The sequence below is a fragment of the Mycobacterium simiae genome (assembly GCF_010727605.1).
Lineage (GTDB): Bacteria > Actinomycetota > Actinomycetes > Mycobacteriales > Mycobacteriaceae > Mycobacterium > Mycobacterium simiae.
In genome coordinates this window covers 867,277-893,535 of the sequence record NZ_AP022568.1, presented here as the reverse complement: position 1 = coordinate 893,535, position 26,259 = coordinate 867,277, and the positions used below count along the sequence as shown (strand labels likewise).

22 protein-coding genes and 2 pseudogenes are annotated in these 26,259 nt (G+C 67.5%); 15 read left to right on the top strand and 9 right to left on the bottom strand.

What is annotated here, in order from left to right; genetic code table 11:
- Positions 1-47: 47 nt before the first annotated feature.
- Positions 48-677 (top strand): HU family DNA-binding protein, encoded by a 630-nt coding sequence (locus G6N33_RS04015; protein WP_101528677.1) that lies wholly within the window; start codon positions 48-50, stop codon positions 675-677.
- Between the two features lie 61 nt (positions 678-738).
- On the opposite strand, the gene mutT1 is transcribed toward G6N33_RS04015, so the two are convergent.
- From mutT1 to cofC, 3 genes are all read right to left on the bottom strand, one after another.
- The gene (gene mutT1, locus G6N33_RS04010; protein WP_044513098.1) at positions 739-1,686 is read right to left on the bottom strand and encodes an 8-oxo-(d)GTP phosphatase MutT1; all 948 of its coding nucleotides are present in this window, start codon (positions 1,684-1,686) and stop codon (positions 739-741) included.
- 81 nt (positions 1,687-1,767) lie between these two features.
- Entirely contained in the window at positions 1,768-3,954 is a 2,187-nt protein-coding gene (locus tag G6N33_RS04005; protein WP_408632762.1) for an RNA degradosome polyphosphate kinase, read from the bottom strand.
- 89 nt (positions 3,955-4,043) lie between these two features.
- The gene (cofC, locus tag G6N33_RS04000; RefSeq protein ID WP_044510639.1) at positions 4,044-4,694 is read right to left on the bottom strand and encodes a 2-phospho-L-lactate guanylyltransferase; all 651 of its coding nucleotides are present in this window, start codon (positions 4,692-4,694) and stop codon (positions 4,044-4,046) included.
- 168 nt (positions 4,695-4,862) lie between these two features.
- Here cofC and G6N33_RS03995 point away from each other — a divergent pair, with 168 nt between their 5' ends.
- Together G6N33_RS03995 and G6N33_RS03990 are read left to right on the top strand one after the other, a co-directional pair.
- Positions 4,863-5,906 (top strand): NAD(P)H-dependent glycerol-3-phosphate dehydrogenase, encoded by a 1,044-nt coding sequence (locus tag G6N33_RS03995; RefSeq protein WP_044510641.1) that lies wholly within the window; start codon positions 4,863-4,865, stop codon positions 5,904-5,906.
- Positions 5,907-6,033: 127 nt separating this feature from the next.
- A complete protein-coding gene (locus tag G6N33_RS03990) occupies positions 6,034-7,140 on the top strand; it encodes a D-alanine--D-alanine ligase family protein (protein WP_231382599.1) in 1,107 nt (368 codons plus the stop codon).
- Here the strand turns inward: G6N33_RS03990 and G6N33_RS03985 are convergent.
- Complete coding sequence (locus G6N33_RS03985; RefSeq protein ID WP_101528678.1) at positions 7,137-7,727, bottom strand: DUF3515 domain-containing protein; 591 nt, start codon at positions 7,725-7,727, stop codon at positions 7,137-7,139. The genes G6N33_RS03990 and G6N33_RS03985 overlap by 4 nt on opposite strands.
- Before the next feature lie 210 nt (positions 7,728-7,937).
- Between G6N33_RS03985 and G6N33_RS03980 the strand changes: the two genes are divergently transcribed.
- Complete coding sequence (locus tag G6N33_RS03980; RefSeq protein WP_044513100.1) at positions 7,938-8,906, top strand: thiamine-phosphate kinase; 969 nt, start codon at positions 7,938-7,940, stop codon at positions 8,904-8,906.
- A gap of 39 nt (positions 8,907-8,945) precedes the next feature.
- Entirely contained in the window at positions 8,946-9,629 is a 684-nt protein-coding gene (locus G6N33_RS03975; RefSeq protein ID WP_044510647.1) for a uracil-DNA glycosylase, read from the top strand.
- 252 nt (positions 9,630-9,881) lie between these two features.
- Here the strand turns inward: G6N33_RS03975 and G6N33_RS03970 are convergent, their stop codons facing one another.
- Entirely contained in the window at positions 9,882-10,325 is a 444-nt protein-coding gene (locus G6N33_RS03970) for a nuclear transport factor 2 family protein (protein ID WP_044510649.1), read from the bottom strand.
- 97 nt (positions 10,326-10,422) lie between these two features.
- On the opposite strand from G6N33_RS03970, the pseudogene G6N33_RS27960 reads away from it, so the two are divergent.
- Positions 10,423-10,575: pseudogene (locus G6N33_RS27960) on the top strand (SDR family NAD(P)-dependent oxidoreductase); the annotation flags it as partial.
- Positions 10,576-10,586: 11 nt separating this feature from the next.
- Positions 10,587-11,408 (top strand): mycofactocin-coupled SDR family oxidoreductase, encoded by an 822-nt coding sequence (locus G6N33_RS03960; RefSeq protein ID WP_044510650.1) that lies wholly within the window; start codon positions 10,587-10,589, stop codon positions 11,406-11,408.
- Positions 11,409-11,426: 18 nt separating this feature from the next.
- Here G6N33_RS03960 and rpmB read toward each other — a convergent pair whose 3' ends face one another.
- Positions 11,427-11,621, bottom strand: a complete 195-nt coding sequence (rpmB, locus tag G6N33_RS03955) for a 50S ribosomal protein L28 (protein WP_044510652.1) — start codon at positions 11,619-11,621, stop codon at positions 11,427-11,429.
- A 215-nt stretch (positions 11,622-11,836) separates the two neighbouring features.
- On the opposite strand from rpmB, the gene G6N33_RS03950 reads away from it, so the two are divergent.
- The 3 genes from G6N33_RS03950 to G6N33_RS03940 are packed head-to-tail and all read left to right on the top strand — an operon-like array spanning position 11,837 to position 16,498.
- A complete protein-coding gene (locus G6N33_RS03950) occupies positions 11,837-13,519 on the top strand; it encodes a DAK2 domain-containing protein (protein WP_101528679.1) in 1,683 nt (560 codons plus the stop codon).
- Between the two features lie 2 nt (positions 13,520-13,521).
- Complete coding sequence (gene recG / locus G6N33_RS03945) at positions 13,522-15,741, top strand: ATP-dependent DNA helicase RecG (RefSeq protein ID WP_044510655.1); 2,220 nt, start codon at positions 13,522-13,524, stop codon at positions 15,739-15,741.
- A 46-nt stretch (positions 15,742-15,787) separates the two neighbouring features.
- The gene (locus tag G6N33_RS03940; protein ID WP_044510657.1) at positions 15,788-16,498 is read left to right on the top strand and encodes an HNH endonuclease family protein; all 711 of its coding nucleotides are present in this window, start codon (positions 15,788-15,790) and stop codon (positions 16,496-16,498) included.
- Between the two features lie 75 nt (positions 16,499-16,573).
- Here the strand turns inward: G6N33_RS03940 and G6N33_RS03935 are convergent.
- From G6N33_RS03935 to G6N33_RS03920, 3 genes and pseudogenes are all read right to left on the bottom strand, one after another.
- Positions 16,574-17,817, bottom strand: a pseudogene (locus G6N33_RS03935) (HNH endonuclease signature motif containing protein).
- Positions 17,818-17,911: 94 nt separating this feature from the next.
- Entirely contained in the window at positions 17,912-18,757 is an 846-nt protein-coding gene (locus G6N33_RS03930) for an aldo/keto reductase (protein WP_179962698.1), read from the bottom strand.
- 6 nt (positions 18,758-18,763) lie between these two features.
- The gene (locus G6N33_RS03920) at positions 18,764-19,645 is read right to left on the bottom strand and encodes an aldo/keto reductase (protein WP_081662230.1); all 882 of its coding nucleotides are present in this window, start codon (positions 19,643-19,645) and stop codon (positions 18,764-18,766) included.
- Here G6N33_RS03920 and G6N33_RS03915 point away from each other — a divergent pair.
- The 5 genes from G6N33_RS03915 to rsmD all read left to right on the top strand — a co-directional run bounded on the left by G6N33_RS03915 (position 19,644) and on the right by rsmD (position 26,258).
- Positions 19,644-20,762 carry an alpha/beta hydrolase gene (locus G6N33_RS03915; RefSeq protein ID WP_101528590.1) on the top strand — a complete coding sequence of 373 codons (1,119 nt, stop codon included), beginning with the start codon at positions 19,644-19,646 and terminating at the stop codon, positions 20,760-20,762. The two genes, G6N33_RS03920 and G6N33_RS03915, sit on opposite strands and share 2 nt — an antisense overlap.
- Before the next feature lie 98 nt (positions 20,763-20,860).
- Positions 20,861-21,628: a DsbA family protein gene (locus G6N33_RS03910; protein ID WP_044510662.1), complete on the top strand. Its 768-nt coding sequence runs from the start codon at positions 20,861-20,863 to the stop codon at positions 21,626-21,628.
- An 8-nt stretch (positions 21,629-21,636) separates the two neighbouring features.
- On the top strand, positions 21,637-22,266 hold the full coding sequence (locus G6N33_RS03905; protein WP_044510664.1) for a vitamin K epoxide reductase family protein: 630 nt from the start codon (positions 21,637-21,639) through the stop codon (positions 22,264-22,266).
- Positions 22,267-22,276: 10 nt separating this feature from the next.
- Positions 22,277-25,672, top strand: coding sequence for a pyruvate carboxylase (locus G6N33_RS03900; protein ID WP_044510665.1), 3,396 nt, complete (start codon positions 22,277-22,279; stop codon positions 25,670-25,672).
- A 13-nt stretch (positions 25,673-25,685) separates the two neighbouring features.
- A complete protein-coding gene (rsmD, locus tag G6N33_RS03895; RefSeq protein ID WP_044510671.1) occupies positions 25,686-26,258 on the top strand; it encodes a 16S rRNA (guanine(966)-N(2))-methyltransferase RsmD in 573 nt (190 codons plus the stop codon).
- The last annotated feature ends 1 nt before the right edge of the window (position 26,259 follow it).

Genomic DNA, 26,259 nt, shown 5'->3' with positions numbered 1-26,259 from the left:
CGCTAGTCGGTTGCCAAAAATGGAACCACTGGCTTCGGAGGGTTTGGATGAACAAAGCAGAGCTCATAGATGTGCTCACACAGAAATTGGGCTCGGACCGTCGGCAGGCGACCGCCGCCGTCGAGAACGTTGTCGACACCATTGTGCGTGCGGTGCACAAGGGTGACAGCGTAACGATCACCGGGTTCGGTGTATTTGAACAACGGCGCCGCGCAGCTCGTGTGGCCCGCAACCCGCGTACCGGTGAGACGGTGAAGGTAAAGCCGACGTCTGTCCCGGCGTTCCGACCGGGCGCCCAATTCAAAGCGGTTGTCGCTGGCGCACAGCGCCTCCCGTCGGAAGGACCGGCCGTGAAACGTGGTGTTGTAGGAGGCGCAGCCAAGAAAACTGCTGCCAAGAAGGCTCCCGCCAAGAAGACTGCAGCCAAGAAGGCCGCGACGAAGGCCCCGGTGAAGAAGGCCGCGACCAAGGCCCCGGCCAAGAAGGCCGCGACCAAGGCCCCGGCCAAGAAGGCCGCGACCAAGGCCCCGGCCAAGAAGGCCGCGACCAAGGCCCCGGTGAAGAAGGCCGCGACCAAGGCTCCGGTGCGCAAGGCCGCGACCAAGGCTCCGGCCAAGAAGACCGCGGCCAAGAAGGCTCCGGCCAAGAAGACCGCCGCCAAGCGCGGTCGCAAGTAAACAAGTTCAGAAGCGGATACCCTTCGGGCGGCATCGCTGCCCCCGAAGGGTATTTCGTTTTCTAGGCTCGCACGTTCGCGGCCAGTGCACCGCCGATGTGATCGGCCCCCACCAGTCGGCCGTCGTAGAGCGACAGCACCCAGGTGCTTCCCTTGTGGTTGCGCGAATTGTCGGCGTGCACCCCGTCGCGCTCGCACCACCACTCCACCAGATCCGGAATCACCTTGCCCTGTGAGCAGATCACCGGGGTGCCCTGGCGCTCAGCGATCTGCAGCAGGCGATGCCGGCCGCGTTTGGGATTCTTGGCATACGACTCTTCGGTGAGGGTGGGTTCGTTCTCGATGGTGACGCCGAGTTCCTCGGCGAGTGGTTGCACAGTCTGGTGGCAGCGCAGCCGGTCGGCGGCATGTACGTCGGTGGCGCCGAACGCCAACAGCTGCGGAACGAGCGCCTCCGCCTGCGCGCGGCCCCTCTTGTCCAACGGGCGCTTGGTGTCGTCGCCAGAGAAGCGCGACTTGCGGCCCGCCGTGCCGTGCCGGACCACCAACACCGTATGTGTATCAGCCGGGTATTTTGTGAAGCGCTGCAACACATTTCGGTCTTGGGCGTAGTCGAGTTTCGCCATCGCCTCGGGGACGGGCAACCAGACCAGTTCGTCGACCTCCTTGCCCGGCGTGAATTCGCCACCGGTGCTGCGGGCCACCCAGTAGTACACCTTCTTGACGCCCTGATCGATGGGATAGCTCACCTTGTTGAGTCGCCGACCCAGGATGCAGCGGTGTCCGGTCTCCTCCAGCACCTCGCGTACCGCGGCCACGGGTGCGGTCTCGCCGGGGTCGACCTTGCCCTTGGGCAGCGACCAGTCGTCGTAGCGGGGACGGTGGATGACGGCGATCTCCAGTTCGGGGCTGACCGAATCGGCGCAGCGTTGCCGCCACAACACCGCGCCCGCGGCGTAGACGATCCGCTTGCCCGGTCGGTGGCCTGCTGACGAGTTCTGGTCCGACACCTCACTCCTGCAGGTCAATTCGGCCTTGAAAGGGCCGGCGTCGCCGACCATGGACGTGGCCTGGAAAACTACCACATGACGTCAGGCGCTGCGGTGCCGCTCCATGAGTGACTCCTGGTGATCGCGCACGGTGTGGCCGTCTCGGGGCGCCGCGATCCACTTGCCGCCGGACTCGAGTTCCCAGCACCGCGTCGCCGGATCCAGCGCCGACTCGAACAACTCGTTGAGGTAGGCCGTCAGCTTCGGGTCCTTGACTTGAACCAGCACCTCGACGCGCCGGTCGAGATTGCGGTGCATCATGTCCGCGCTGCCGATCCAGAACTCATTGATGCCACTGAAATGCATGATGCGCGAGTGCTCGAGGAATCGGCCCAGAATCGACCGGACGGAAATGTTTTCCGAGAAACCTTCCACACCCGGCCGCAAGGCGCAGATACCGCGTACCACGACTTCCACCTGCACGCCGGCCCGCGATGCCCGATACAACGCATCGATGACCTGTTCGTCGACCAATGCATTCATCTTCATTCGGATGCGGCCGCCACCGTGTGCACGGTGCGTCTCGATCTCGCGGTTGACGCGCTCGATGATGCCGGTCCGAATGCCGTGCGGGGCAACCAAGAGGTTGCGGTAGGACACCTTGCGTGAATACCCGGTAAGCGAATTGAACAAGTCCGTCAGGTCGGCGCCGATATCCGGTGCGGCGGTGAGCAGACCGACGTCCTCGTAGAGCCGCGCCGTCTTGCCATTGTAATTGCCGGTTCCGATATGGCAGTAGCGCCGGATCGTGGCACCTTCGCGCCGTACCACCAGGCAGGTTTTGCAGTGTGTCTTGAGTCCGACATACCCGTAGACCACATGCACGCCGGCCTGCTCTAGCGTTCGTGCCCAGCGGATGTTGGCCTGCTCGTCGAACCGCGCCTTGATCTCCACGAGCGCCACCACTTGCTTGCCGGCCTCGGCGGCGGCAATGAGTGCGCGCACGATCGGCGAATCACCGGAGGTGCGGTACAGCGTCTGCTTGATGGCGAGGACGTTGGGGTCGGCGGCCGCCTGCTCGATGAATCGCTGCACACTCGTGGAGAACGACTCATACGGATGATGAAGCAGCACATCGCCTTCGCGCAGCGTCGCGAAGATGCTCTTGGGTGTCTCCCGATCCGCGAAGGCGGGGCTGGTGGCCGGAACCCAGGCACGATCTTTCAGTGCCGGCCGGTCGACGCCGTAGATCTGCCATAGCGACGAGAGGTCAAGCAGGCCGGGAACCTCAACGACGTCACCGGGATTCACATCGAGCTCCCGTAGCAGCAGCTCCAGCATGCTCTCGGTCATGTCGTCGGCGATCTCCAGCCGTACCGGCGAACCGAATCGGCGGCGGGCCAGTTCCCGCTCGAGGGCCTGCAGCAAGTCTTCGTCGCGATCCTCTTCAACCTCGTAATCGGCATTGCGGGTGATGCGGAACGCGTGGTGCTCCACGATTTCCATGCCCGGGAAGAGAACCGGAAGAAAGGCGGCGATGAGCTCCTCCATCGGCAGGTAACGAATGGCCGCGTGCCCGTCGGTTCCCTCCGCGTCACTGCGTCTTTCCAGCTCCACGAAACGATCGACGTTGTCGGGAACCTTGACTCGGGCGAAGTGCTGGCCACCGTCGTCCTTGACGGTGACGGCCAGGTTCAGGCTCAACCCGCTCACGAACGGGAACGGGTGTGCCGGATCGACGGCCAGCGGGGTCAGCACCGGGAAGACCTGCTCGTTGAAGTAGATCGAGAGTTGCTCTCGTTCAGCCTGATCCAAATCCGCCCAGGTGACTATGTAGATCCCTTCCTGCGCCAGCGCGGGTCGCACGGCGTCGAGGAACACCCGGGCATGCCGCGTCGCGATGCGCTGCGTCTGCTCGCCGATGCGGGCCAGTTGCTCGCGCGGCGTCAGGCCGTCCGCCGAGCGGACCGACAGTCCCATCTCGTCGCGGCGCTTGAGCCCCGCCACCCGGACCATGTAGAACTCGTCGAGGTTGGACGCGAAGATGGCCAGAAACTTGGCCCTTTCCAGCAACGGCAGCGATGTGTCGGCGGCCAGCGACAGCACGCGTGCGTTGAAGTCCAGCCAGCTCAGTTCGCGGTTGAGGTACCGATCCTCCGGCAGCGCGTCGTCGATGGCGGCCTGGGTCGTCGCCGGTGGTGCTCCGACGGCGCTCTCGGAAGGTTGCCACACAGTTTCGTCGACACGTGCTTGCGCTTCGATTTCGGTCACCCTGGAATCATGGCGCATCACCCGGCGGTGCTGCTAGCGCATGGTAGACATCCATCCGTCGTTGGCGCGGCGTTCATCGAGCGGACAGGTTTGCTACACCGCGGCTCTCAGTGCTGCGCGATGGCGCGTGCGGTTGCCGATCCGACGCCGAGGCGGCGGGCGGCCGCTAGGTCGGCGGGAGTGTCGACGTCGCAGCGCAGGCCCGGCCACGGTCCGGTCAGTTCGATGGCGCCCGAATGACGATGGCGCGCGGCGGAATCCGAACCGAACTGCGGCTCCAGCGCGGCGCCGAAGGCGCACAGCGCGGCGGTGCCCGTCCCCAGCCGGTCGGCGACGAAGCTGCGCCGGTACTGGCGAGCGGCGGCGATCGCGTCAGCCAGCTCCTGAGTCTGCAACGCGGGCAAATCTCCTTGCAGCGCAATGACATTGGAGAATGATCCGGCGACGGAGCGCTCTGCGGTGGCGATCGCGTGGTTGAGCGGATCGGAATGGCCCTGGGGTGTGGGGTCGGCGAGCACGTGCGCGCCGAGCTTTGCCACGGCCGCGGCGGCCGCCTCGTCCGGCGTGATGACCGTGATCGAACCGACCGAGCCGACTCGCCCCGCGGCTGTCACGGTGTCCACCAGCATGGCGAGCACCACGGTCTCGCGAGTCCGCGCCGAGAACACCGGCGCCAGCCTGGTCTTGGCGGCGGTCAGCCGCTTGACGGCGATGATCAACGCGATGTCGCCGGCACCGTCGGCCCGTGTGCCGCTCATGGCGTCAATCCTGCCAGCGCCGCGGTTCACGGCCTCGCGAGCATCCTCGTGAGCATCGTCGCGAACATCGTGGTGACGATGCCGGCTGCCTGTTCTAGGGTGTAGCGGCCACCGATGCGGCGTCCCGGGACAAGTCGGGACAGATCGGGACGGATCAGGATTGGGGACATGGCCAGCACAGCGGGCACCGTGGCGGTGATGGGCGCCGGGGCGTGGGGGACGGCATTGGCAAAGGTGCTTGCCGAGGTCCTAGAAGGGGCCCCCGAAGAAAGCAGGGCGCCGGACGCCGAGATCAGGCTGTGGGCGCGGCGGCCCGACGTGGCCGAGCAGATCAACGCCACCCACTACAACCCGACCTATCTGCCCGGCACCCTGCTGCCGGCGCGCATCCGGGCCACCACCGACGCTGCCGACGCGTTGGACGGCGTCACGACGGTGTTGCTGGGCGTGCCGGCGCAGACACTGCGGGGCAATCTCGAGCAGTGGGCCCCGCTGATCACCGACGGTGCAACGCTGGTGAGCCTGGCCAAGGGCATCGAACTGGAGACGCTAATGCGGATGAGCCAGGTCATCGTCTCGGTGACCGGCGTCGATCCCTCGCAGGTCGCGGTGATTTCCGGGCCGAACCTGGCCAGCGAGATCGCCGATTGCCAGCCGGCCGCCACCGTCGTGGCATGCAGCGACTCCGGCCGCGCCGTCGCCCTGCAGCGGATGCTGAACACCGGCTACTTTCGCCCGTACACCAACAGCGACGTCATCGGCACCGAGATCGGCGGGGCCTGCAAGAACGTCATCGCGCTCGCCTGCGGCATGGCGGTCGGCGTCGGTCTGGGCGAAAACACGGTCGCGGCGATCATCACCCGCGGCCTGGCGGAGATCATGCGGCTGGGCATCGCACTGGGCGCCAAGGGTGCCACGCTGGCCGGCCTGGCCGGGGTGGGTGACCTGGTGGCCACCTGCTCGTCGCCGCATTCGCGCAACCGCTCGATGGGGGAGCAGCTGGGCCGGGGTGCGACGATCCAGTCTGCGCTGGAGGGCAAGGACGGACACGTGGTCGAGGGCGTGACCTCCTGCGAATCCGTGCTCGCACTGGCGTCCAGCTACGACGTCGAAATGCCCCTCACCGACGCGGTGCACCGGGTTTGTCACAAGGGTCTCTCGGTCGACCAGGCGATGGCGCTGCTGCTGGGGCGCAGCACCAAGCCCGAGTGAGGCCGCACCCATAACGGCGGCGGTCCAGCACCAACCCCGCCCGGGGAGCGGCGACCCGGCCTGCCAGCGGCGCAACCGGTAGCCTCTTTAGGTTGTGAACGCCGCTGACCGGACGAGCGGGTCCCCTGTGTCACCCAAGCGGGTGCGCGTGGCGATCGTCTTCGGCGGACGCAGCAACGAGCATGCGATCTCGTGCGTGTCCGCGGGCAGCATCTTGCGCAACCTCGATCCGCAGCGATTCGAGGTCGTCGCGATCGGCATCACGCCCGAAGGCTCATGGGTGCTTACCGACGGCGACCCGGACGCGCTGGCGATCACCAACCGGCGACTGCCCGGGGTGACGGTGGCCTCGGGCACCGAGTTGGCATTGCCGGCCGATCCGCGACGCAGCGGCCAGTTGGTGTCCTTGTCGACCGGGGCCGGTGAAGTTCTGGGGTCGGTCGACGTGGTGTTCCCGGTGCTGCACGGTCCCTACGGCGAAGACGGCACCATCCAAGGACTGCTCGAATTGGCGGGTGTGCCCTATGTCGGTGCCGGGGTGCTGTCCAGCGCGGTCGGGATGGACAAGGAGTTCACCAAGAAGCTGCTTGCCGCCGCGGGACTTCCGGTTGGGGCGCACGCGGTGCTGCGGCCGTCGCAACCGACGCTGCCGCCTCACGAGTGCGAGCGGCTCGGCTTGCCCGTGTTCGTCAAACCCGCTCGCGGTGGTTCCTCGATCGGCGTCAACCGGGTGACGAATTGGGACGAGCTGGCCGCCGCGGTCGCCGACGCCCGGCGCCATGATCCGAAGGTGATCGTGGAGGCCGCGATCAACGGACGCGAGCTGGAATGCGGCGTGCTCGAAATGCCGGACGGCACAATAGAAGCCAGCACGGTCGGCGAGATCCGGGTGGCGGGGGTGCGAGGACGCGAGGACGGCTTCTACGACTTCGCGACCAAATACCTCGACGACGCAGCCGAATTGGATGTTCCCGCCAAGGTCGACGACGACATCGCCGACACCGTACGGCAATTAGCGATCCGGGCCTTCAATGCCATCGATTGCCAGGGCCTGGCCCGGGTCGACTTCTTCCTGACCGACGACGGGCCGGTGATCAACGAGGTCAACACGATGCCCGGGTTCACCACAATCTCGATGTTTCCGAGGATGTGGGCGGCCAGCGGCGTGGACTATCCCACCCTGCTGGCGACGATGGTCGAGACCGCGTTGGCCCGGGGCGTCGGCCTGCGCTAAGGCTGCACCGGGGGAGCGGGATCGATGGGCACGGCCGTGATGGTGCGGGCGATCACCTCGGAAACCTGTTGAATCGGCGTCGGCCCGGACCCCATCGGCAGCGTGAGCGCGAGATAGACCGGCCGGTCGACGGTGTACCAGGTGGATCTGCCTGCGGCACCGGCGGATTGCTGTTCGCCGGCGACCTCGAACCACTGGACCTGATCGACCACCTGGATCGGGGACCCCACCACGAAACCGATGGGACGGTCGAGCCCGCAGCGCAGTACCACCGGTTCGGTGTCCGGTTTGGCGCGCCAGGCAGTGGCGCCCTCGGGTGCCGGCTGGGCCAGTGGTGTCCGCTGGTAGTCGCCGAGCCGGTCCGGCAGCGCCGCTGCCAGCGCCCGGCATGCGGGGCTGCCGGCCTGCGGCGCCTGGACGCCGGGCAGGGCGACCGGTTGCGGCGGTGCCTGACGGGTCGCCGCGATCCCCAGCACGACGCCGACCGCCAGCACCGCGACCACCACCGCGGCGATCAGCAGTCCCCTCGGGGGCCCGCCCAGGTCGTCGGAGTTCGCTACCGGGTCGGTGCCCGAAGTCGCCATCATCGCCCGATCGTCGACGGAGCGCGCCGAATACCGGCACCTCCCCTCGTTACGTTGCATCGCATTCGCGATTTTCCTGGGCCGCACCGGGTCCGCGTCGCCACAGCGCTCTACACTGGCGCGGTCCGCTCGCGCGGGCAGGGACCAAATTTACCGCAGGTCGGACTGCTAGACGAGGGGCTGATGGCACCGAACGCGGCACAGGAGGTGGACATGCCCGACGATCCCGCGGACGCGCCGTCCACGTTGGGGCAGCTCGGCGAGTTCGCCGTGATCGACCGGCTGGTTCGTGGTCGCCGTCAACCCGCAGCGGTGCTGGTGGGACCCGGCGACGACGCGGCGGTGCTGACCTTCGGCGACGGTCGAACGCTGGTGTCGACCGACATGCTGGTCGCCGGCCGGCATTTCCGGCTGGACTGGTCGACCCCGCGTGACGTCGGTCGTAAGGCCATCGCGCAGAACGCCGCCGACATCGAAGCCATGGGCGGCCGGACCACGGCGTTCGTGGTCGGCCTCGGCGCGCCCGCCGAGACGCCGACGGCGGAGGTGGAGGCGCTGGCCGACGGAATGTGGGAAGAGGCAACGCGAATCGGCGCCGGCATCGCCGGCGGTGATCTGGTCAGCTCCCCGCACTGGGTGCTCTCGATTGCGGTGCTGGGCGATCTGAACGGCCGGTCCCCGGTGCTGCGGTCCGGTGCCCAACCGGGGGCCGTGCTTGCCGTCGCCGGCGAGTTGGGGCGTTCAGCGGCAGGATATGCATTGTGGCACAAAGGTATTGGCGGGTTCGAGCAGTTACGGTCCCGTCATCTGGTGCCGGAACCACCCTACGGTCAGGGCGCGGTGGCCGCCGCGCACGGTGCGCAGGCCATGATCGACGTCTCCGACGGCCTGATCGCCGACCTGCAGCACGTCGCGCAGGCGTCGGGTGTGGGTATCGACCTGTCCACCGCGGCACTGGCCCCCGACCGCGACGCGCTCAGCGCGGCCGCGGCCACCGTGGATGAAGATCCTTACTCGTGGGTGCTGGGCGGTGGCGAAGACCACGCTCTGGCTGCGTGTTTCGCGGGTCCGCTGCCACCGGGGTGGCGTGTCATCGGGCGGGTGCTCGACGGCCCGGCCCGGGTGCTGGTCGACGGTGCGCCGTGGCAGGGATACCCGGGCTGGCAGTCGTTCCAGGACTAGCGTGCCGTTTAATGACAATGTGACCGACACGGTGGTGGGATGACTGCGCGTCCGTTACATGAACTCGTGGAGCCGGGCTGGGCTGCGGCGCTGGAGCCGGTCGCCGACCAGGTGACTCGGATGGGGCAGTTCCTGCGAGAGGAAATCGCGGCGGGCCGTCGGTATCTGCCCGCCGGTCCGAACGTGCTGCGCGCCTTCACCTTTCCGTTCGATGAGGTACGGGTGCTGATCGTGGGCCAGGATCCCTACCCGACACCCGGACACGCGGTGGGTTTGAGCTTCTCGGTGGCTCCCGACGTGCGTCCGCTGCCGCGGAGCCTGTCCAACATCTTCGACGAGTACTCGGCCGACCTGGGTCATCCGCGACCTGGCTGCGGCGATCTGACGCCGTGGGCGCAGCGCGGGGTGCTGCTGTTGAACAGGGTCCTGACGGTGCGGCCGAGCAACCCGGCCTCGCATCGCGGCAAGGGCTGGGAACCGGTCACCGAGTGCGCCATCCGCGCCCTGGTGGCCCGGTCGCGACCGCTGGTAGCGATCCTATGGGGCCGCGACGCGTCGACGCTCAAACCGATTCTGGCCGAGGGCAATTGCGTGGCGATCGAGTCGCCGCACCCGTCCCCGCTGTCCGCCTCGCGCGGATTCTTCGGCTCGCGCCCGTTCAGCCGCGCCAACGAGTTGCTCACCGGCATGGGAGCTGAACCGATCGACTGGCGGTTGCCCTAAGCGGTACCCACCGTGGCTGAGCTGGCCGGTGAAGTCGGCGAAGTGTGCCAGCAGTGCCGTCCTGGTCGGTGCCCCAACGTCATCCGGGGAGTTGACGGCCCGCCATCGGATGTGCGAGCCGGATGATGCGGCTCACCGGCGGTGGCCGCGACCGGGTGTTCAGCCAACGGCCGTTCCGCCGACGAACTGGCCAAAGCCCTTGGAGTAAAAGGACATCGACCCGGACCGAACGCGCACGATGTTGCTACTCGATCAGAACTTCAGGTGCTGGCTGACGTCGCCAACCTGGTCGACGAACATGGTGCGGCTGTCGAACCACCAGGCACCGTCGACCCGGTGAAAGGTGTCTCGGTAACGCCCGGTGACGATCACCTGCAGGGGCAGATCCGGGGTTGCTTGCGTGACGCAGTAATACGAGGTGCTCCGCGCGGTGCCCGCGTCCTCGTCGACGAACAACTGCACGTTCGTGGTGTGGTGGCGGGTCTTGGGCGTGCCGTCTTCGTAGAATCGGGTGGCCATCTCGTACATGTGCCGCACCCGGGCCGGCCCTTCGAACACCGTAGCCGGCGGCCCGTCCGCCACGCCGCAGATGCGGCCGTGGGTGAAAAGACCGGCCACCGCGTCCAGATTCCCGCCGTCGAGCAGCTCGGCATAGCTGTAGATCAGGTTGGTGATTTCTCGCGCGCTGTCACTCATGCCAAGCCATCCTCGATGAACTCGTCCACCGGTGTCGCAGACCATGTTGGCAGAACTGACCCGACTTACCTAGAACCGCCCATTACTCTTGATCGCCGTGGCAATACCTTGGACGCCGAGCGGCCTCGGCGACTTGACCGGTAAACGGATCCTCGTGACCGGGGCGACCAGCGGCGTCGGGCTGGGCACCGCCCGGGCGCCGGCCGCCCGTCCGGTGGCCGTCGCCGCAGAACAGACCCGCACGAAGCTGGAGGTGTAGCCATGGGCGAACTCGACAACAGGGTCGCCGTCATTACCGGCGCGGCCCGCGGCCAGGGCCGCAGCCACGCGGTGGCGCTCGCCGAACAGGGCGCCGACATCATCGCGGTGGACATCTGCGCCGACATCGACGCGATTCCCTATCCGCTGGCAACCAAATCGGACCTCGAGGAGACGGTGCGGCTGGTGGAAGCTACCGGCCGCAAGGCGGTGCCCGGGGTCGCCGATGTCCGCGACCCGCAACAGTTGCAGGCCGCGGTGCGCGGCGGGATCGACGAGCTCGGCGAGATCGACATCGTCATCGCCAACGCCGGGGTGGTGGCGATCGGCAACGACGACACGCACGACGAGCCGGTATTCACGTCGATCGTCGACACCAACCTCAAGGGCGTATGGCACACGCTGCTGGCCACGGTGCCGTCGATGGTCCGCAAGGGTCTCGGGGGATCGATCGTGATGGTCAGCTCCTCGCAGGGCCTCACCGGCCGCGGCGGCGATGGCAGCGCCGCGATGTTCGCCTACGCCGCGTCCAAACACGGCGTGGTGGGGTTGATGCGGTCGGCGGCCAATGCGTATGCGCCACACAAGATTCGGGTCAACTCGGTGCATCCGGCCGGCGTCGCGACTCCGATGATCATCAACGAATTCGTGGTCAACCGGATGCTCGAGAAGCCCAATCCGGCGGTGGCTCAGATGCTGCTACCCGATGTGCCGCTGGTCGAGGCGCAGGACGTGACGGAAGCAGTGCTGTGGTTGGTCAGTCCCCGCGCTCGCTATGTGACGGGCGTGTCGATACCCGTGGACGCCGGGCACATCGCGATGTAGGCGCGGTGGCCGGCCGGGCTAGGCCCTGACGACCTTGCCGGCCTTGATGCAGGACGTGCATGCGTTGACGCGCTTCTTGTTGCCGCCCGGGCGAGTCGCCACGTGCACGGTCTGAACATTCGGGTCCCAGCGCCGGCTGGTGCGCCGGTGGGAGTGGGACACCGACTTGCCGAAGCCGGGGCCTTTCCCGCAGATTTCGCACACAGCGGCCATCGTTCTTGCTCCTCAAATGTTCGGGGATCCGGCACGGTCAGCTCGCGAGCCGGAACGGCCCAGGTTACCCGGGCCGGTCCAGGATACCGACAGTGGTGGGCAACCACCAAAACGCTGCACAAGCGACGGTCGGTTGAACACCGACACTGTCGCGGCCGCTGGCTAGGCTCAATAGACCGGTCGGCTGGCTCGAATCGCCCGAGGAGGTGGGTCACGTGGGCAATCCGGATCGTCTGCTCGATGCGCCGGCGCTGCGGGACTGGGCCCACACTGCCGTCAGCGACCTGATCACGCATATCGACGAGATCAACCGCCTCAACGTGTTCCCGGTCGCCGACTCCGACACCGGGGCGAACATGCTGTTCACCATGCGTTCCGCGCTGGCCGAGGCCAACGCGGGCGGCGGCGCCGACGGCGGCTCCGGCTGCGTGGCCCGGACCGCGTCCGCCCTGTCGGTGGGCGCGCTGAACGGCGCCCGCGGCAATTCCGGGGTGATTCTGTCGCAAATCCTGCGCGGCATCGCCGACGTCACCGCGACCGCGGCCGCCGAAGCCGGCGGCGAACTGCCGCACCTGGACGCCCCGTTGCTCGGTGCGGCGTTGCAGCGCGGGGTTGAGTTGGTGATCGCCTCGATGGGGGGTGAGGAGGTTCCCGGCACCATCGTCTCGGTGCTACGGGCCGCCGCCCAGGCCGTCGAGGAGTGCGCCAACGACGGCTTGGCCGCGGCGGTCACCGCTGCCGGCGACGCGGCGGTCGTCGCCCTGGAGAAGACGCCCGAGCAGCTCGAAGTGCTGGCTGACGCCGGTGCCGTGGACGCCGGCGGACGTGGCTTGCTGGTCCTATTGGATGCGTTGCGCTCGACGGTCACCGGGCCGCCGCCCATCCGCACGGTCTATGAACTGTCGCCGCGCGCGCAGCCAGTGCCCGCCGGAGCCGAGCGGCCCGCGCCGCAGTTCGAGGTGATGTACGCGCTGGCCGGTTGTGACGCCCGCACCGCCGACCGGCTGCGGCAGCGGCTCGAAGAACTGGGTGAATCGGTGGCGATCGCGACGGATTCAACGAAGTCCTCGAGCAGCTACTCGGTGCACGTACATACCGACGACGCCGGTGCCGCGGTCGAAGCGGGTTTGGCGGCCGGGCGGCTGAGCCGGATCGTGATTTCCGCGCTGAGTTCCGGCGCGGTCGGACTGCCGGCGGGCAGCTGGACCCGGGAGCGGGCGGTGGTGGCCGTGGTCGACGGGGACGGCGCGGCCGCGCTGTTCGCCGGCGAGGGGGCGCACGTGCTGCGACTGGACCGGCAGGGGAGTGACCAGGCCACGACCGTGAGCGCCCACCAGCTGATGCGGGCCGTCGTCGACACCGGGGCCGCCCAGGTGATGGTGCTGCCCAATGGGTACGTGGCCGCCGAAGAGCTGGTCGCCGGCTGCACCGCGGCGATCGGTTGGGGCATCGACGTGGTGCCGATACCGACGGGGTCGATGGTGCAGGGCCTCGCCGCGTTGGCCGTGCACGAAACGGATCGCCAGGCCGTCGACGACGGCTACACGATGGCCCGCGCCGCCGGCAGTGCCCGCTGCGGCTCGGTGCGCATCGCCGCCGAGAGCGCGCTGACTTGGGCCGGCCGCTGCCAGCCGGGCGACGGCTTGGGCATCGCCGGCGACGAGGTGCTCATCGTCGCCGACGACGTGACCGGGGCGGCGATCGGCCTGCTCGACCTGCTGCTGGCCTCGGGTGGTGATCTGGTGACGGTGCTGGTCGGCGCCGGGGTGCTGACTTCGAGCGGCGCGGCGGTGACCGACGTGCTGCAGCAGCACGTACACGATCACCATCCGGGCACCGAGCTGGTGACCTACCGCACCGGGCATCGGGGGGACGCGCTGTTGATCGGGGTCGAGTAGTCGTGGTGTCGCTGCAAGATCGGTTGGACTACCTGCTGGGTGCCAAGGCCGCGGATCCCCTCGACGAGGTGTTCGGCATCCGCACCGTGGACGATCTGCTGCGCCACTACCCGCGCAGCTACTCCGAGGGCGCCGCCCGCTGGGATAGCGACGACGACCGGCCCGAAACGGGTCAGCACATCACCCTCGTCGACACGATCACCGATACCCACACGTTTCCCATGAAGAAGAACCCGAGGCGTAAATGCCTGCGCATCACCGTCGGCTCCGGGCGCAACAAGGTGACCGCGACGTTCTTCAACGCGGACTACCTGAGCAAGGACCTCACCACGGGGGCCAAGGTGATGCTTTCCGGGGAGGTCGGATATTTCCGAAACGTCATGCAGTTGACGCACCCGGACTTTCTCCTCCTCGACGCGCCCGGACGACGCAACCGCGGCAGTAAGGCGCTCAAGTCCATCGCCGACGCCTCCCGGGCCGTCAGCGGCGAGGTGTTGATGTCGGAGTTCGAGCGCCGCTTCTTCCCGATCTATCCGGCCAGCACCAAACTGCAGAGCTGGGACATCTTCTCCTGCGTGCGTCAAGTCCTCGACGTCCTCGAGCCCGTCGCGGACCCGCTGCCCGCCGAACTGATCGCCGCCCACGGCCTGATCTCCGAAGATGAGGCGCTGCGCGCCATTCATCTGGCCGAGGACGAGGTGGACCGCCGCCGCGCGCGGGAACGGCTGACCTTCGACGAAGCCGTCGGTCTGCAGTGGGCGCTGGTCTCGCGCCGGCATGGCGAGCTGTCGCAATCGGGACCGTCGGCGCCGCCACGCCTCGATGGGTTGGTAGCAGAACTGTTGCGCCGTTTACCGTTTGAGCTGACTGCGGGGCAACGTGAAACGCTCGGGGTGCTGTCCGACGGGCTCGCGGCGACGCGGCCGATGAATCGGCTGCTGCAGGGCGAGGTCGGCTCCGGCAAGACGATCGTTGCGGTGCTGGCGATGCTGCAGATGGTCGACGCGGGCTACCAGTGCGCCCTGCTGGCTCCCACCGAAGTCCTTGCGGCACAACATCTGCGGTCGATCAACGACGTGCTCGGCCCCCTGGCTATGGCCGGCCAGCTGGGCGGGGCAGACAACGCGACCCGGGCCGCGCTGCTGACCGGATCGATGTCCGCCGCGCAGAAGAATCAGGTCCGCGCCGACATCGCGAGCGGGCAGGTCGGCATCGTCATCGGCACGCACGCGCTGCTGCAGGACGCGGTGGAGTTTCACAACCTGGGCATGGTGGTGGTCGACGAGCAACACCGGTTCGGGGTGGAGCAACGGGATCAGTTGCGGGCCAAGGCTCCTGCGGGGATCACGCCACACCTGCTGGTGATGACGGCGACTCCGATCCCGCGCACGGTCGCGCTGACGGTCTACGGCGACCTGGAAACCTCGACGCTGCGCGAACTGCCGCGCGGGCGCCAGCCGATTACCAGCAACGTCATCTTCGTCAAGGAGAAACCCGCCTGGCTGGACCGCGCCTGGCAGCGCATCCGCGAGGAGGTCGCGGCCGGTCGGCAGGCCTACGTGGTGGCGCCGCGCATCGACGAGTCCGACGAGTCGGGGAAGAGCGCCGAGGAGGCGCACCCGACGGAAACCGCCGAGGGTCTGTTCACGCGGCTGCGCTCCGGTGAGCTGGCCACGCTGCGCCTCGGGCTGATGCATGGCCGGTTGCCTGCCGAGGAGAAGGACGCCGCGATGGCGGCCTTTCGGGCCGGCGAGATCGACGTGCTGGTGTGTACCACCGTCATCGAGGTCGGCGTCGACGTTCCCAACGCGACCGTGATGCTGGTGATGGACGCCGACCGGTTCGGGATCAGTCAGTTGCATCAGCTCAGGGGCCGCATCGGCCGCGGTGAGCATCCCAGCCTGTGCCTGCTGGCCACCTGGAGCTCGCCGGCCTCGCCGGCCGGCCGGCGACTGCGCGCCGTCGCCGAGACCATGGACGGTTTCGCCCTCTCCGAATTGGACCTCAAGGAGCGCCGTGAAGGAGATGTGTTGGGCCGCAATCAATCCGGGCGAGCGATCGCGCTGCGCCTGCTGTCGCTGGCCGACCACCTGGCCTACCTCGAAGCCGCGCGCGAGTATTGCACCAAGGCTTACGAAGAGAACAGCAACCGGCCCGGATTGGCTTTGCTGGCAGCGCAATTCACCGACACCGACCGCATCGAATACCTGGACAAGTCATGACCGCCGGCGACTATGCAGAACGAAGCGATGACAAGGAGCGGCGCCGATGAACCGCCGGGCGCTGCTGTGGCTGTCGCTGGCCGCGGTGGTCGCGGTGCTGGTCGCCTATCAAACGCTGGACTCCACGGCGGCCAAGCACACCGAGATCACCGCCCGCGCCGGCGTGCCCACGGTGGCGCCCGGCATCGACGTGTTGGCCGGTGTTGCGGTGCTGCCGCAGCGGGCCCACCGCTACGACTATCGTCGGGCGGCCTTCGGCGACGCCTGGGACGATGACAACGACGCTCCCGGCGGCCACAACGGCTGTGACACCCGCGACGACATTCTGGACCGCGATCTCGTCGACAAGACCTTCGTGTCGATCAAGCGGTGTCCCGCCGCCGTGGCCACCGGCATCCTGCACGACCCGTACACCAACACCACCATCGCCTTCCGGCGCGGCGCCAAGGTCGGCGAATCGGTGCAGATCGACCACATCGTCCCGCTCGCCTACGCCTGGGACATGGGGGCTTTCGGCTGGCCGGACTCGCAGCGACGGCGCTTCGGCAACGACCCAGCCAATCTGCTGGCCGTGCAGGGTCAGGCTAATCAGGACAAGGGCGATCAGCCGCCGGCGCTGTGGATGCCGCCGAACACGGCGTTCGCCTGCCAATACGCGATGCAGTTCGTCGCGGTGCTGCGCGGCTATCAGCTACCCGTGGACCAGCCGTCGGCGGACGTGTTGCGCCGGGCTGCTCAGACGTGCCCCAGGAGTTGACCAGGACATTCGTAGGGCCCGCACAAATTTCTTTATGTCCCAACAAGTTTCAGCATCGGAGGATGCTTCACCGGGCTAGTTGGTTGGTGGTGGTTGGGGTTGGAAGGGTTCGTACCACCACCAGTTGGCGCGTTCGCCGGTGGGCCCGGGACAGGGTGGGACCGCGGGTGGAGGTTGGGTGGGTGGACGCGCGAGGGATCCTGGGCGGAGTGCTCGCCCGGAGTTGTCGGTGATGGTGAGCTTGTCGGCGGGTCCGGTGAGGGTGATCAGGCCGCGGTGGTGTGCCCGGTGGTGATACGGGCAGACCAGGACCAGGTTGGCCAACTCGGTGGGCCCGCCGTCTTCCCAGTGGCGCAGGTGGTGGGCGTGCAGCCCGCGGGTGGCGCCGCAGCCGGGCACCACGCAGGTGCGGTCGCGGTGCTCCAGGGCGCGGCGCAGCCTCGGTTGATCACCCGGGTGCTGCGCCCGGCGCCGATGACCTGCCCGTCGCGTTCCAGCCACACCTCACCGGTGGCATCACAGCTGAGGTATTGGCGTTCGGCCTCAGAGAGCAGTGGACCCAGATGCAACGCCGCCGCACGCTGCGCGGCATTGACGTGGACCACTACCGTGGTGTGCTGTCCATGGGGCCGGCGGGCCGCCTCAACGTCCCACCCGGTTTCGACCAGGCGCATAAACGCCTCGACGGTGCCCGGCAGCGGCGGCACCTGAGCGCAGGAATGCGCGCCATTGTCGTGGTCGTGTTTCCACTCGCCGATCAGCGCATCACGATGCGCCGCCAGTGCCGCCTCGAACGTCGCCGCATCCAGATGCGGCAGGGTGATCCGCCAACAGCTGAACTGTTCGGTGCAGGTGTGGGTAATCGAGGCCTGCGGGCCCGGCCGGGACTCGGGTTCGGGTCGCGGTTCCAGCTTGACCGCCGTCCGCAACTGATTAACCGTCGCGACCGCGGCCAGCTCCGCATAGTGTTCATCGGAACCCGCACCCGCGCGCGCCGCGATCACCCCGACCTGATCCAGCGACAACCGGCCCTCCCGCATCCCCGCCACGCAGCGCGGAAACTCCGCCAGCCGGTGCGCCACCGCGGCGATCGTGTGGGCATTCGCCGACGACGACCCCGTCTTCCAGGCCATCAACGCCGCCACCGACCGCGCCCCGGTCACACCGCACAGCTCGTCGCGCTCGATCTCCGCGGCGATCTCCACCATGCGCCCATCAATCGCATTCCGCTGACCGGTCAACTCCGCCAACTCCTCAAACAACACCTCAAGGCGCCCGGCAGGACCCACCACCACGGGAGGCGACGCGGTCAAAGACATAACCCCATCATCGCAACTAGGTACGACAAATCCGGGCCGTCGATCCGCGCCCGGCAGGGCTCCCTGGAGACGGCCTGCCTGACGGGACCGCCGCTCAGGTGCCGTCGTAGGTTTCCGGATCCGGGCGCAGCCGGGTGCCGTCGTGCAGGGCGTTGATCGCGTCCATGTGTTCGGCGGCCAGCTCGAAGTCGAACACGTCCAGGTTCCCGGCAATGTGCTCGGCGGAGGTCGACCGAAAGACGACCGCGTTCCCCAGTTGTACATTCCACCGCAGCAGCACCTGCGCGGGTGTCTTGCCGTATTCGCCGGCCACCGAGGCCACGGTCGGGTTGTCCATCAGCCTGCCCAGCGCCAGCGGGGTGTAAGACTGCGTCACGACATTGTGCTGAGCGTTTACCTTGCGCATGTCGGCCTGGTTGAGCAGGGGATGCAGCTCGATCTGGTTGACCGCCGGCGTGGTGAAGACCAGGTCGATCACCATCTCCAGGTACTCCTGGGTGAAGTTGGAGACACCGATCGAACGGGTGTGTCCTTTACCGCGGGCCTGCAGCAACCCGCCGAAGGAATCCACGTACTTGCCCAGCGCCGGGGCCGGCCAGTGGATCAGGTAGAGGTCGACGTAGTCCAGGCCCAGCCGCTCCACGCTGGCGACGCAGGCATCCTCGGCGCCCTTGAAGCCCTGATCGGAGGTGGCCAGCTTGCTGGTCACGAAGATCTCCGCGCGGGGGATTCCGGAGGCGGCGATGGCGCGGCCGACGGCGGCCTCGTTGCCGTAGGCCGAGGCGGTGTCGATCAGTCGGCAGCCGACCTCCAGCGCCGCTGTTACGGCGCGCTCGGTCTGCTCTTCTGACAAATCCGCGACGCCGAGGCCCAGCACCGGCATCGTGTTTTCGTCATTGAGAGCAATCGAGGGTACGGCGGCGCTCGAGTCGCCAGTCAAGGTCATTCACCTACCTGTGAAAGTGAAGGTTTTCGGATCCGGGCCAAGCCGAGTTCCGTCGTCGAGCGAGGAGATCGACGCCATTTGATCGGCGCTGAGTTCGAAATCGAACACGTCGAAGTTACTCGCAATCCGTGCAGGGTTCACCGACTTGGGGATCACGATATTACCGAGCTGTATATGCCACCTAATCAACACCTGGGCCGGTGTTCGCCCACATCCTTCGGCGACCGCGATGACGCTGGGGTGCGTCAGCAGCGCGCCTTGGCCCAGTGGCGCCCACGCCTCGGTCGCAATCCCGTGTTGCGCGTGCACTTTCCGCACTTCCGGCTGGGAGAACCGCGGGTGCAACTCAACCTGATTGACCGCCGGCACGATGCCGGTGGCATCGATGAGCACCATCAGGTGCTCGGGCTCGAAATTGCTGACCCCAATCGAGCGGATGCGGCCCTGATCGCGCAGATGCGCGAAAGCCTTGAACGTCTCGACGAACTTTCCGAGCGCGGGAAGCGGCCAATGGATGAGGTACAGATCCAGATAGTCCAGCCCGAGCCGGTCCATGCTGGCCTCAAATGCGGCCAAGGTGCTGTCGTAACCCTGGTCCGCGTTCCACAGTTTGGTCACCACGTAGAGTTGATCGCGCGGCACGCCGGAATTGGCAATCGCACGGCCGGTCTCTCGTTCATTGCGGTAGGCGGCGGCGGTGTCGATATGCCGGTAGCCGACGCGTAGCGCGGCACTCACCGCCTGTTCGGTCTCCGCCGGGGGAACCTGAAAGACTCCGAGCCCTACGGTGGGTATTGCAAGACCGTCATTGAGCGTGACTACGTTCTGGGCAGGGTTTTTCGCAGAGTTTTGTTCAGAGTTTTGTTCGAGGGGACCGGGCATGACACAGAGTCTGCCAGGCGCACCGGAGGTGCGTCTCGGAGCTCGGCGCGGATCGACCCGCTGGGCCGACCGTGTGCAGGACGTCGTGACGACCGTCGGCGTCAAGGCCATTCCGTGGATCCCGAACCCGGCCAAGCGGGTCATGTGCGCCGGCCGGGCGATCATCATCGACGGCAACACACTGGACCCCACCCTGCAGTTGATGCTGTCCGGGCTGCGGCTCGGCGGTATCGACGGATTGGTCGTCCGCGGCGACCCGGCGGCATCTCGGGCGCAGCTGCGCCAGTCGATGCTGGCGCTGCCCGGCCCGCAGATTCACGTCACGGTCGAAGAGCTGACGCTGCCGGGGCCCGCCGGCTCGATTCCGGCGCGGCACTACCGTCCGGCCAGCGGTGCGGCCGCCGACCTGCTGGTCTTCTACCACGGCGGCGGTTGGACGCTGGGCGACCTGGACACCGTCGATGCGCTGTGCCGGCTGACCAGCCGCGACGCCGGTGTGCACGTCCTGTCGGTCGATTACCGGCTGGCTCCCGAGCACCCGGCGCCGGCCGCAATCGACGACGCTTACGCGGCGTATCGGTGGGCGTGCGAACATGCGGCCGAACTCGGTGCGGTCCCAGGGCGGGTCGCGGTCGGTGGTGACAGTGCCGGCGGCAACCTGGCCGCCGTGGTGTGCCAGCTGACGCGCGACGAGGGTGGTCCGGCGCCGCTGCTGCAATGGCTGATCTACCCCCGGACCGACTTCACCGCCCACACCCGGTCGCTGAGCCTGTTCGCGCGTGGCTTCGTGCTGACCAAGCGCGACATCGACTGGTTCACCGAGCAATACCTGACTGGCACCGGCATCGACCTGGCGGACCCGCGCGTGTCGCCGGTGTACGCCGAGTCGCTGTCCGGGCTGGCGCCCGCGCTGATCGCGGTCGCCGGGTTTGACCCGTTGCGCGATGAGGGACAGCGTTACGCGGCGGCCTTACAGGAGGCTGGCACTCCGGTTGACCTGCGCTATCTCGGTTCCCTGACGCACGGCTTCGCCAGTGTGTTTCAGCTCGGCGGCGACAGCGCGGCCGCCACCAGCGATCTGATCTCGGCGCTGCGCGCTCACCTGAGCCGGGCCTGATCCGTGCGGGGCCCCACGCCGGTAACCTAGAAGCGCCGTCGCCGACTGACGGACCCGATCGCAAGCCGACCCCACGCACGCAAAGGATCTCCGGAACCGTGGCCGACAAATCGAAACGTCCCCCCCGATTCGACCTGAAGGCCTCCGACGGTAAGTCCGGCCGGCTCATTCAGATCGGGGGCACCGCGTTCATCGTCATTTTCGCGGTTGCGCTCGTGTTCTACATTGTGACGTCGCATCACGACAAGAAGGGCGGCGTGCCCGGTGAGGGCGACACGGTGCGGGTGACGTCCAGCAAGCTGGTCACCCAGCCCGGTACGAACAACCCCAAGGCCGTGGTCACTTTCTACGAGGACTTCCTGTGCCCGGCCTGCGGTAATTTCGAGCGGACCTTCGGGCCGACGGTATCCAGGCTGATCGACGCCGGCGCCATTGCGGCGGATTACGCGATGGTGGCCATCCTGGACAGCACTAAAACCCAGAACTATTCCTCGCGGGCGGGGGCGGCGGCGCTCTGTGTCGCGGACGAGAACATGGATGCGTTCCGGCGCTTCCACACCGCGCTGTTCTCCAAAGGGATCCAGCCCGACGAGCGGGGCCCGAATTTCCCGGACAACGCAAAGCTGATCGAATACGCCCGTCAGGCCGGTGTCGTCGGCAAGGTGCCGGACTGCATCAACAGCGGAAAGTACCTCGCCAAGGTGGTCGGGGAAGCCTCGGCCGCGAGCATCACCGCCACGCCGACGGTCAAGATCAACGGCGAGAACTACGACCCGTCGACGCCGGACGCGCTGGTCGCCAAGATCAAGAGCATCGTGGGTGACATACCGGGCATCGACACGGCCGTCGCCCCTGCGGCCGCGTAGGCGTTGCGGTGTCGGACGAGCCCGCCGAACCATCAGGAGATCCGGCACCGGCTGCCACGCGTCAGGTACCGGTGCTCAGTGCCTGGTGGGTGCTGATCGCCGGTGCGGTGGGCCTGGCCGCGTCGGCGACGCTGACGGTGGAGAAGATCGACATCCTGCTCAACCCGTCCTACGTGCCGTCCTGCAACCTCAATCCGATCATCTCGTGCGGGTCGGTGATGGTGACACCGCAAGCGTCGCTGCTGGGCTTCCCGAACCCGTTGCTCGGCATCGTGGCCTTCACGGTGGTGCTGGTCGCGGGAGTCTTGGCGGTAGCGAAAGTACCGATTCCGCAATGGTTTTGGCTGGCGCTGACCGCCGGGATCCTGGTCGGTGCGGTGTTCGTGCACTGGCTGATCCTCGAAAGCCTGTACCGGATCGGCGCTCTGTGCCCCTACTGCATGGTGGTCTGGGCGATGACGATTACGCTGCTGGTGGTGGTGGGGTCCATCGCGTTGCGTCCGGTGCTGGAAAGCCGGGACAGCGCCGTGGTGCGGCTGCTCTACCAATGGCGGTGGTCGCTTACCACGCTATGGTTTACCGGGGTGTTTCTGCTGATCATGGTGCGATTCTGGGACTATTGGTCGACGCTGCTGTGAGGAGTCAAAAGTGATCTCCAAGGTGCTGGTAGCCAATCGCGGTGAAATCGCGATTCGTGCTTTCCGCGCGGCCTACGAACTCGGGGTGGGCACCGTTGCGGTGTACGCCTATGAGGACCGCAATTCCCAGCATCGGCTCAAGGCTGACGAGTCCTACCAGATCGGCGAGATCGGTCATCCGGTGCGCGCCTACCTGTCGATCGACGAGATCGTCGAAACCGCCCGCCGGGCCGGCGCCGACGCCGTCTACCCGGGTTACGGTTTCTTGTCGGAAAACCCGGACCTGGCCGCGGCATGCGCGTCGGCCGGAATCACGTTCGTGGGTCCGGGCGCGGAAATTCTTGAGCTGACCGGGAATAAGGCGCGCGCCATCCAGGCTGCCCGCGAAGCCGGGCTGCCGGTCCTGCGCTCGTCGGCGCCGTCGGCGTCGGTCGACGAGCTGGTGGCCGTGGCGGAATCCGAGGCGGACGGCATGCGGTTTCCGCTGTTCGTCAAGGCCGTTGCCGGTGGCGGCGGGCGGGGGATGCGCCGGGTCACCGAGCTGGCCGGGCTGCCCGAGGCGATCGAGGCGGCCAGCCGCGAGGCCGAGTCGGCCTTTGGCGACCCGACCGTCTACCTCGAGCAGGCGGTGATCAAGCCGCGTCACATCGAGGTGCAGATTCTGGCGGACAACGTCGGCAACGTGATCCATCTGTACGAGCGGGATTGCAGCGTGCAGCGTCGCCACCAGAAGGTTGTCGAATTGGCGCCTGCGCCAAACCTTTCCCCCGAACTGCGGGACAAGATCTGCGCCGACGCCGTCGCGTTCGCCCGGCACATCGGTTACAGCTGTGCGGGCACGGTGGAGTTCCTGCTGGACGAGAGCGGGCAGTACGTCTTCATCGAGATGAATCCCCGAATTCAGGTGGAGCACACCGTAACCGAGGAGATCACGGACGTCGACCTGGTATCTAGCCAGCTGCGCATCGCGTCCGGTGAGACGCTCGACGATCTGGGGCTGCGACAGGGGAACATCTCCCCGCACGGCGCCGCGCTGCAATGCCGGATCACGACCGAGGACCCGGCCAACGGGTTCCGGCCCGACACCGGCCGGATCAGCACCTACCGCAGCCCCGGTGGGGCGGGCATCCGCCTGGACGGCAGCACCAACCTGGGCGCGGAGATCGGCGCGCATTTCGACTCCATGCTGGTCAAGTTGACCTGCCGGGGCCGCGACTTCCACTCGGCCGTGGCCCGGGCCCGCCGCGCGATAGCGGAGTTCCGGATCCGCGGCGTGTCGACGAATATTCCGTTCCTGCAGGCAGTTCTGGAGGACCCGGACTTCCAGGCCGGCCGGATCACCACATCCTTCATCGACGAGCGTCCCCAGCTGTTGACCGCACGAGCCTCGGCCGACCGCGGCACCAAGATCCTCAGCTATCTGGCCGATGTCACCGTCAACCAGCCGCACGGGCCGCGGCAGTCGATGGTGTATCCGCACGACAAGCTGCCCGAGATCGACCTCGAGGCCGCCCCGCCCGCGGGGTCCAAGCAGCGCCTCGTCGAGTTGGGACCCGAAGGCTTCGCGCGCTGGTTGCGTGAATCGCCCGCGGTCGGCGTCACCGACACCACCTTCCGCGATGCGCACCAGTCCTTGCTGGCCACCCGGGTACGCACCAGCGGCCTGCTGATGGTGGCGCCGTACCTGGCGCGCACGATGCCGCAGCTGTTGTCGGTGGAGTGCTGGGGCGGCGCGACTTACGATGTGGCACTGCGGTTTTTGAAGGAAGATCCGTGGGAGCGGCTGGCCGCGCTGCGCGAGGAGATCCCGAATATCTGTCTGCAGATGCTGCTGCGGGGTCGCAACACGGTGGGGTACACGCCATACCCGGAGTCGGTCACGTCGGCCTTCGTCGAGGAGGCGACGGCAACCGGGATCGACATCTTCCGCATCTTCGATGCGCTGAACAATCTGGACTCGATGCGGCCGGCGATCGACGCTGTGCGCGAAACAGGTTCGGCGATAGCCGAAGTCGCGATGTGTTACACCGGTGACCTGAGCGATCCGGGCGAACAGCTCTACACGCTGGACTACTACCTCAACCTGGCCGAGCGGATCGTCGATGCCGGTGCGCACGTGCTGGCCATCAAAGACATGGCTGGACTGTTGCGCCCGCAGGCCGCGCACCGGCTGGTCAGCGCGCTGCGCAGCCGCTTCGATCTGCCGATCCACGTACACACGCACGACACCCCGGGCGGGCAGCTGGCCAGTTACCTGGCCGCCTGGCAGGCCGGTGCGGATGCGGTCGACGGCGCCGCCGCGCCGATGGCCGGCACCACCAGCCAGCCCGCCCTGAGCTCGATCGTCGCCGCCGCCACAAATACCGAACACGACACCGGCCTGTCGTTGTCGGCGGTATGCGCGCTGGAGCCCTACTGGGAGGCGCTGCGAAAGGTCTACGCTCCGTTCGAATCCGGTCTGCCCGGACCCACCGGACGGGTGTATCGCCACGAGATTCCGGGCGGGCAGCTGTCGAACCTGCGGCAGCAGGCGATCGCGTTGGGACTGGGCGACCGCTTCGAAGAGGTCGAAGAGGCCTACGCCGGGGCCGACCGGGTGCTGGGCCGACTGATCAAGGTGACCCCATCGTCGAAGGTGGTCGGCGATCTGGCCCTAGCCCTGGTCGGTGCGGGGGCCAGTGCGGACGAATTCGCTTCCGACCCAGGGCGATTCGACATTCCGGAATCGGTGCTGGGATTTTTGCGCGGCGAGCTGGGTGATCCGGTCGGGGGCTGGCCGGAGCCGTTGCGTAGTGCCGCGCTGGCTGGGCGGGCACCCGCCAAGCCGATCGAGCAATTGACCGCCGAGGACGAGGCCGGGTTGGCGTTGACCGGCCCGAAACGCCAAGCCACTCTGAACCGCTTGCTATTCCCCGGCCCCACAAAGGAATTCGAGGAACACCGGGAAATCTTCGGCGATACCTCGCACCTGTCGGCAAACCAGTTCTTCTACGGTCTGCGCCAAGGTGAAGAACATCGGGTGAAGCTCGAGCGCGGGGTCGACCTGTTGATCGGCCTCGAAGCGATCTCCGAACCCGACGAGCGCGGCATGCGCACGGTGATGTGCATTATCAACGGGCAGTTGCGTCCGGTGCTGGTGCGCGATCGCAGCATTGCCAGCACCGTCCCGACCGCGGAGAAGGCCGACCGGGGCAACCCCGATCATGTCGCCGCGCCGTTTGCCGGCGTGGTGAGTGTCTCGGTGGCCGAAGGCGATCGGGTCACTGCCGGCCAGACCATCGCCACGATCGAGGCGATGAAGATGGAGGCTCCGATCACCGCGCCAAAGGACGCCACGGTGGCGCGGGTCGCGGTGTCGAGCACCGAGCAGGTCGAGGGCGGAGACCTGCTGGTGGTGCTCAGCTGACGCGCCGACGGGTGTGACCAGGATCATCGGCGGGGTGGCCGGTGGGCGGCGCATCGCGGTGCCACCACGGGGAACCCGGCCCACCACCGACCGGGTCCGCGAATCGCTGTTCAACATCGTCACCGCGCGGCGGGATCTGGCCGGCCTGGCGGTGCTGGACCTCTACGCCGGCTCGGGTGCGCTGGGTCTCGAGGCGCTCTCCCGCGGCGCGGTGTCGGCGCTGTTCGTCGAGTCGGATCAGCGCGCCGCGGCCGTCATCGCCCGCAATATCGAGGCCCTGGGCCTGCCCGGTGCCACGCTGCGCCGCGGTCTGGTGGCGACCGTGCTGGCCGGGGGCACCGCATCCCCGGCCGATCTGGTCCTGGCCGATCCGCCCTATGAGGTCGACACCGCCGAGGTGCAGTCCGTGGTGGCCGCGCTGGGCCAGTACGGGTGGGTGCATTCGGGGTCGCTGGCGATCGTCGAACGGGCCGCCGCCGGTACGACACTGACCTGGCCGGATGGCTGGACACCATGGCCGCAGCGGGTATACGGCGACACCCGTTTGGAGCTGGCCGAATTTGGCGCAGGCGCCCTGCTACCTTGAT

Excerpts from the sequence above, each read along its gene's own strand:
- G6N33_RS03985 (WP_101528678.1), bottom strand. The coding sequence starts at position 7,727 with ATGATGGCGACTTCGGGCACCGACCCGGTAGCGAACTCCGACGACCTG.
- G6N33_RS03980 (WP_044513100.1), top strand. The coding sequence starts at position 7,938 with ATGCCCGACGATCCCGCGGACGCGCCGTCCACGTTGGGGCAGCTCGGC.
- G6N33_RS03920 (WP_081662230.1), bottom strand. The coding sequence starts at position 19,645 with ATGCCCGGTCCCCTCGAACAAAACTCTGAACAAAACTCTGCGAAAAAC.
- G6N33_RS03915 (WP_101528590.1), top strand. The coding sequence starts at position 19,644 with ATGACACAGAGTCTGCCAGGCGCACCGGAGGTGCGTCTCGGAGCTCGG.
- G6N33_RS03995 (WP_044510641.1), top strand. The coding sequence starts at position 4,863 with ATGGCCAGCACAGCGGGCACCGTGGCGGTGATGGGCGCCGGGGCGTGG.
- rpmB (WP_044510652.1), bottom strand. The coding sequence starts at position 11,621 with ATGGCCGCTGTGTGCGAAATCTGCGGGAAAGGCCCCGGCTTCGGCAAG.
- G6N33_RS03970 (WP_044510649.1), bottom strand. The coding sequence starts at position 10,325 with ATGAGTGACAGCGCGCGAGAAATCACCAACCTGATCTACAGCTATGCC.
- G6N33_RS04015 (WP_101528677.1), top strand. The coding sequence starts at position 48 with ATGAACAAAGCAGAGCTCATAGATGTGCTCACACAGAAATTGGGCTCG.
- G6N33_RS04005 (WP_408632762.1), bottom strand. The coding sequence starts at position 3,954 with ATGCGCCATGATTCCAGGGTGACCGAAATCGAAGCGCAAGCACGTGTC.
- G6N33_RS03940 (WP_044510657.1), top strand. The coding sequence starts at position 15,788 with ATGAACCGCCGGGCGCTGCTGTGGCTGTCGCTGGCCGCGGTGGTCGCG.
- cofC (WP_044510639.1), bottom strand. The coding sequence starts at position 4,694 with ATGAGCGGCACACGGGCCGACGGTGCCGGCGACATCGCGTTGATCATC.
- G6N33_RS03960 (WP_044510650.1), top strand. The coding sequence starts at position 10,587 with ATGGGCGAACTCGACAACAGGGTCGCCGTCATTACCGGCGCGGCCCGC.
- G6N33_RS03975 (WP_044510647.1), top strand. The coding sequence starts at position 8,946 with ATGACTGCGCGTCCGTTACATGAACTCGTGGAGCCGGGCTGGGCTGCG.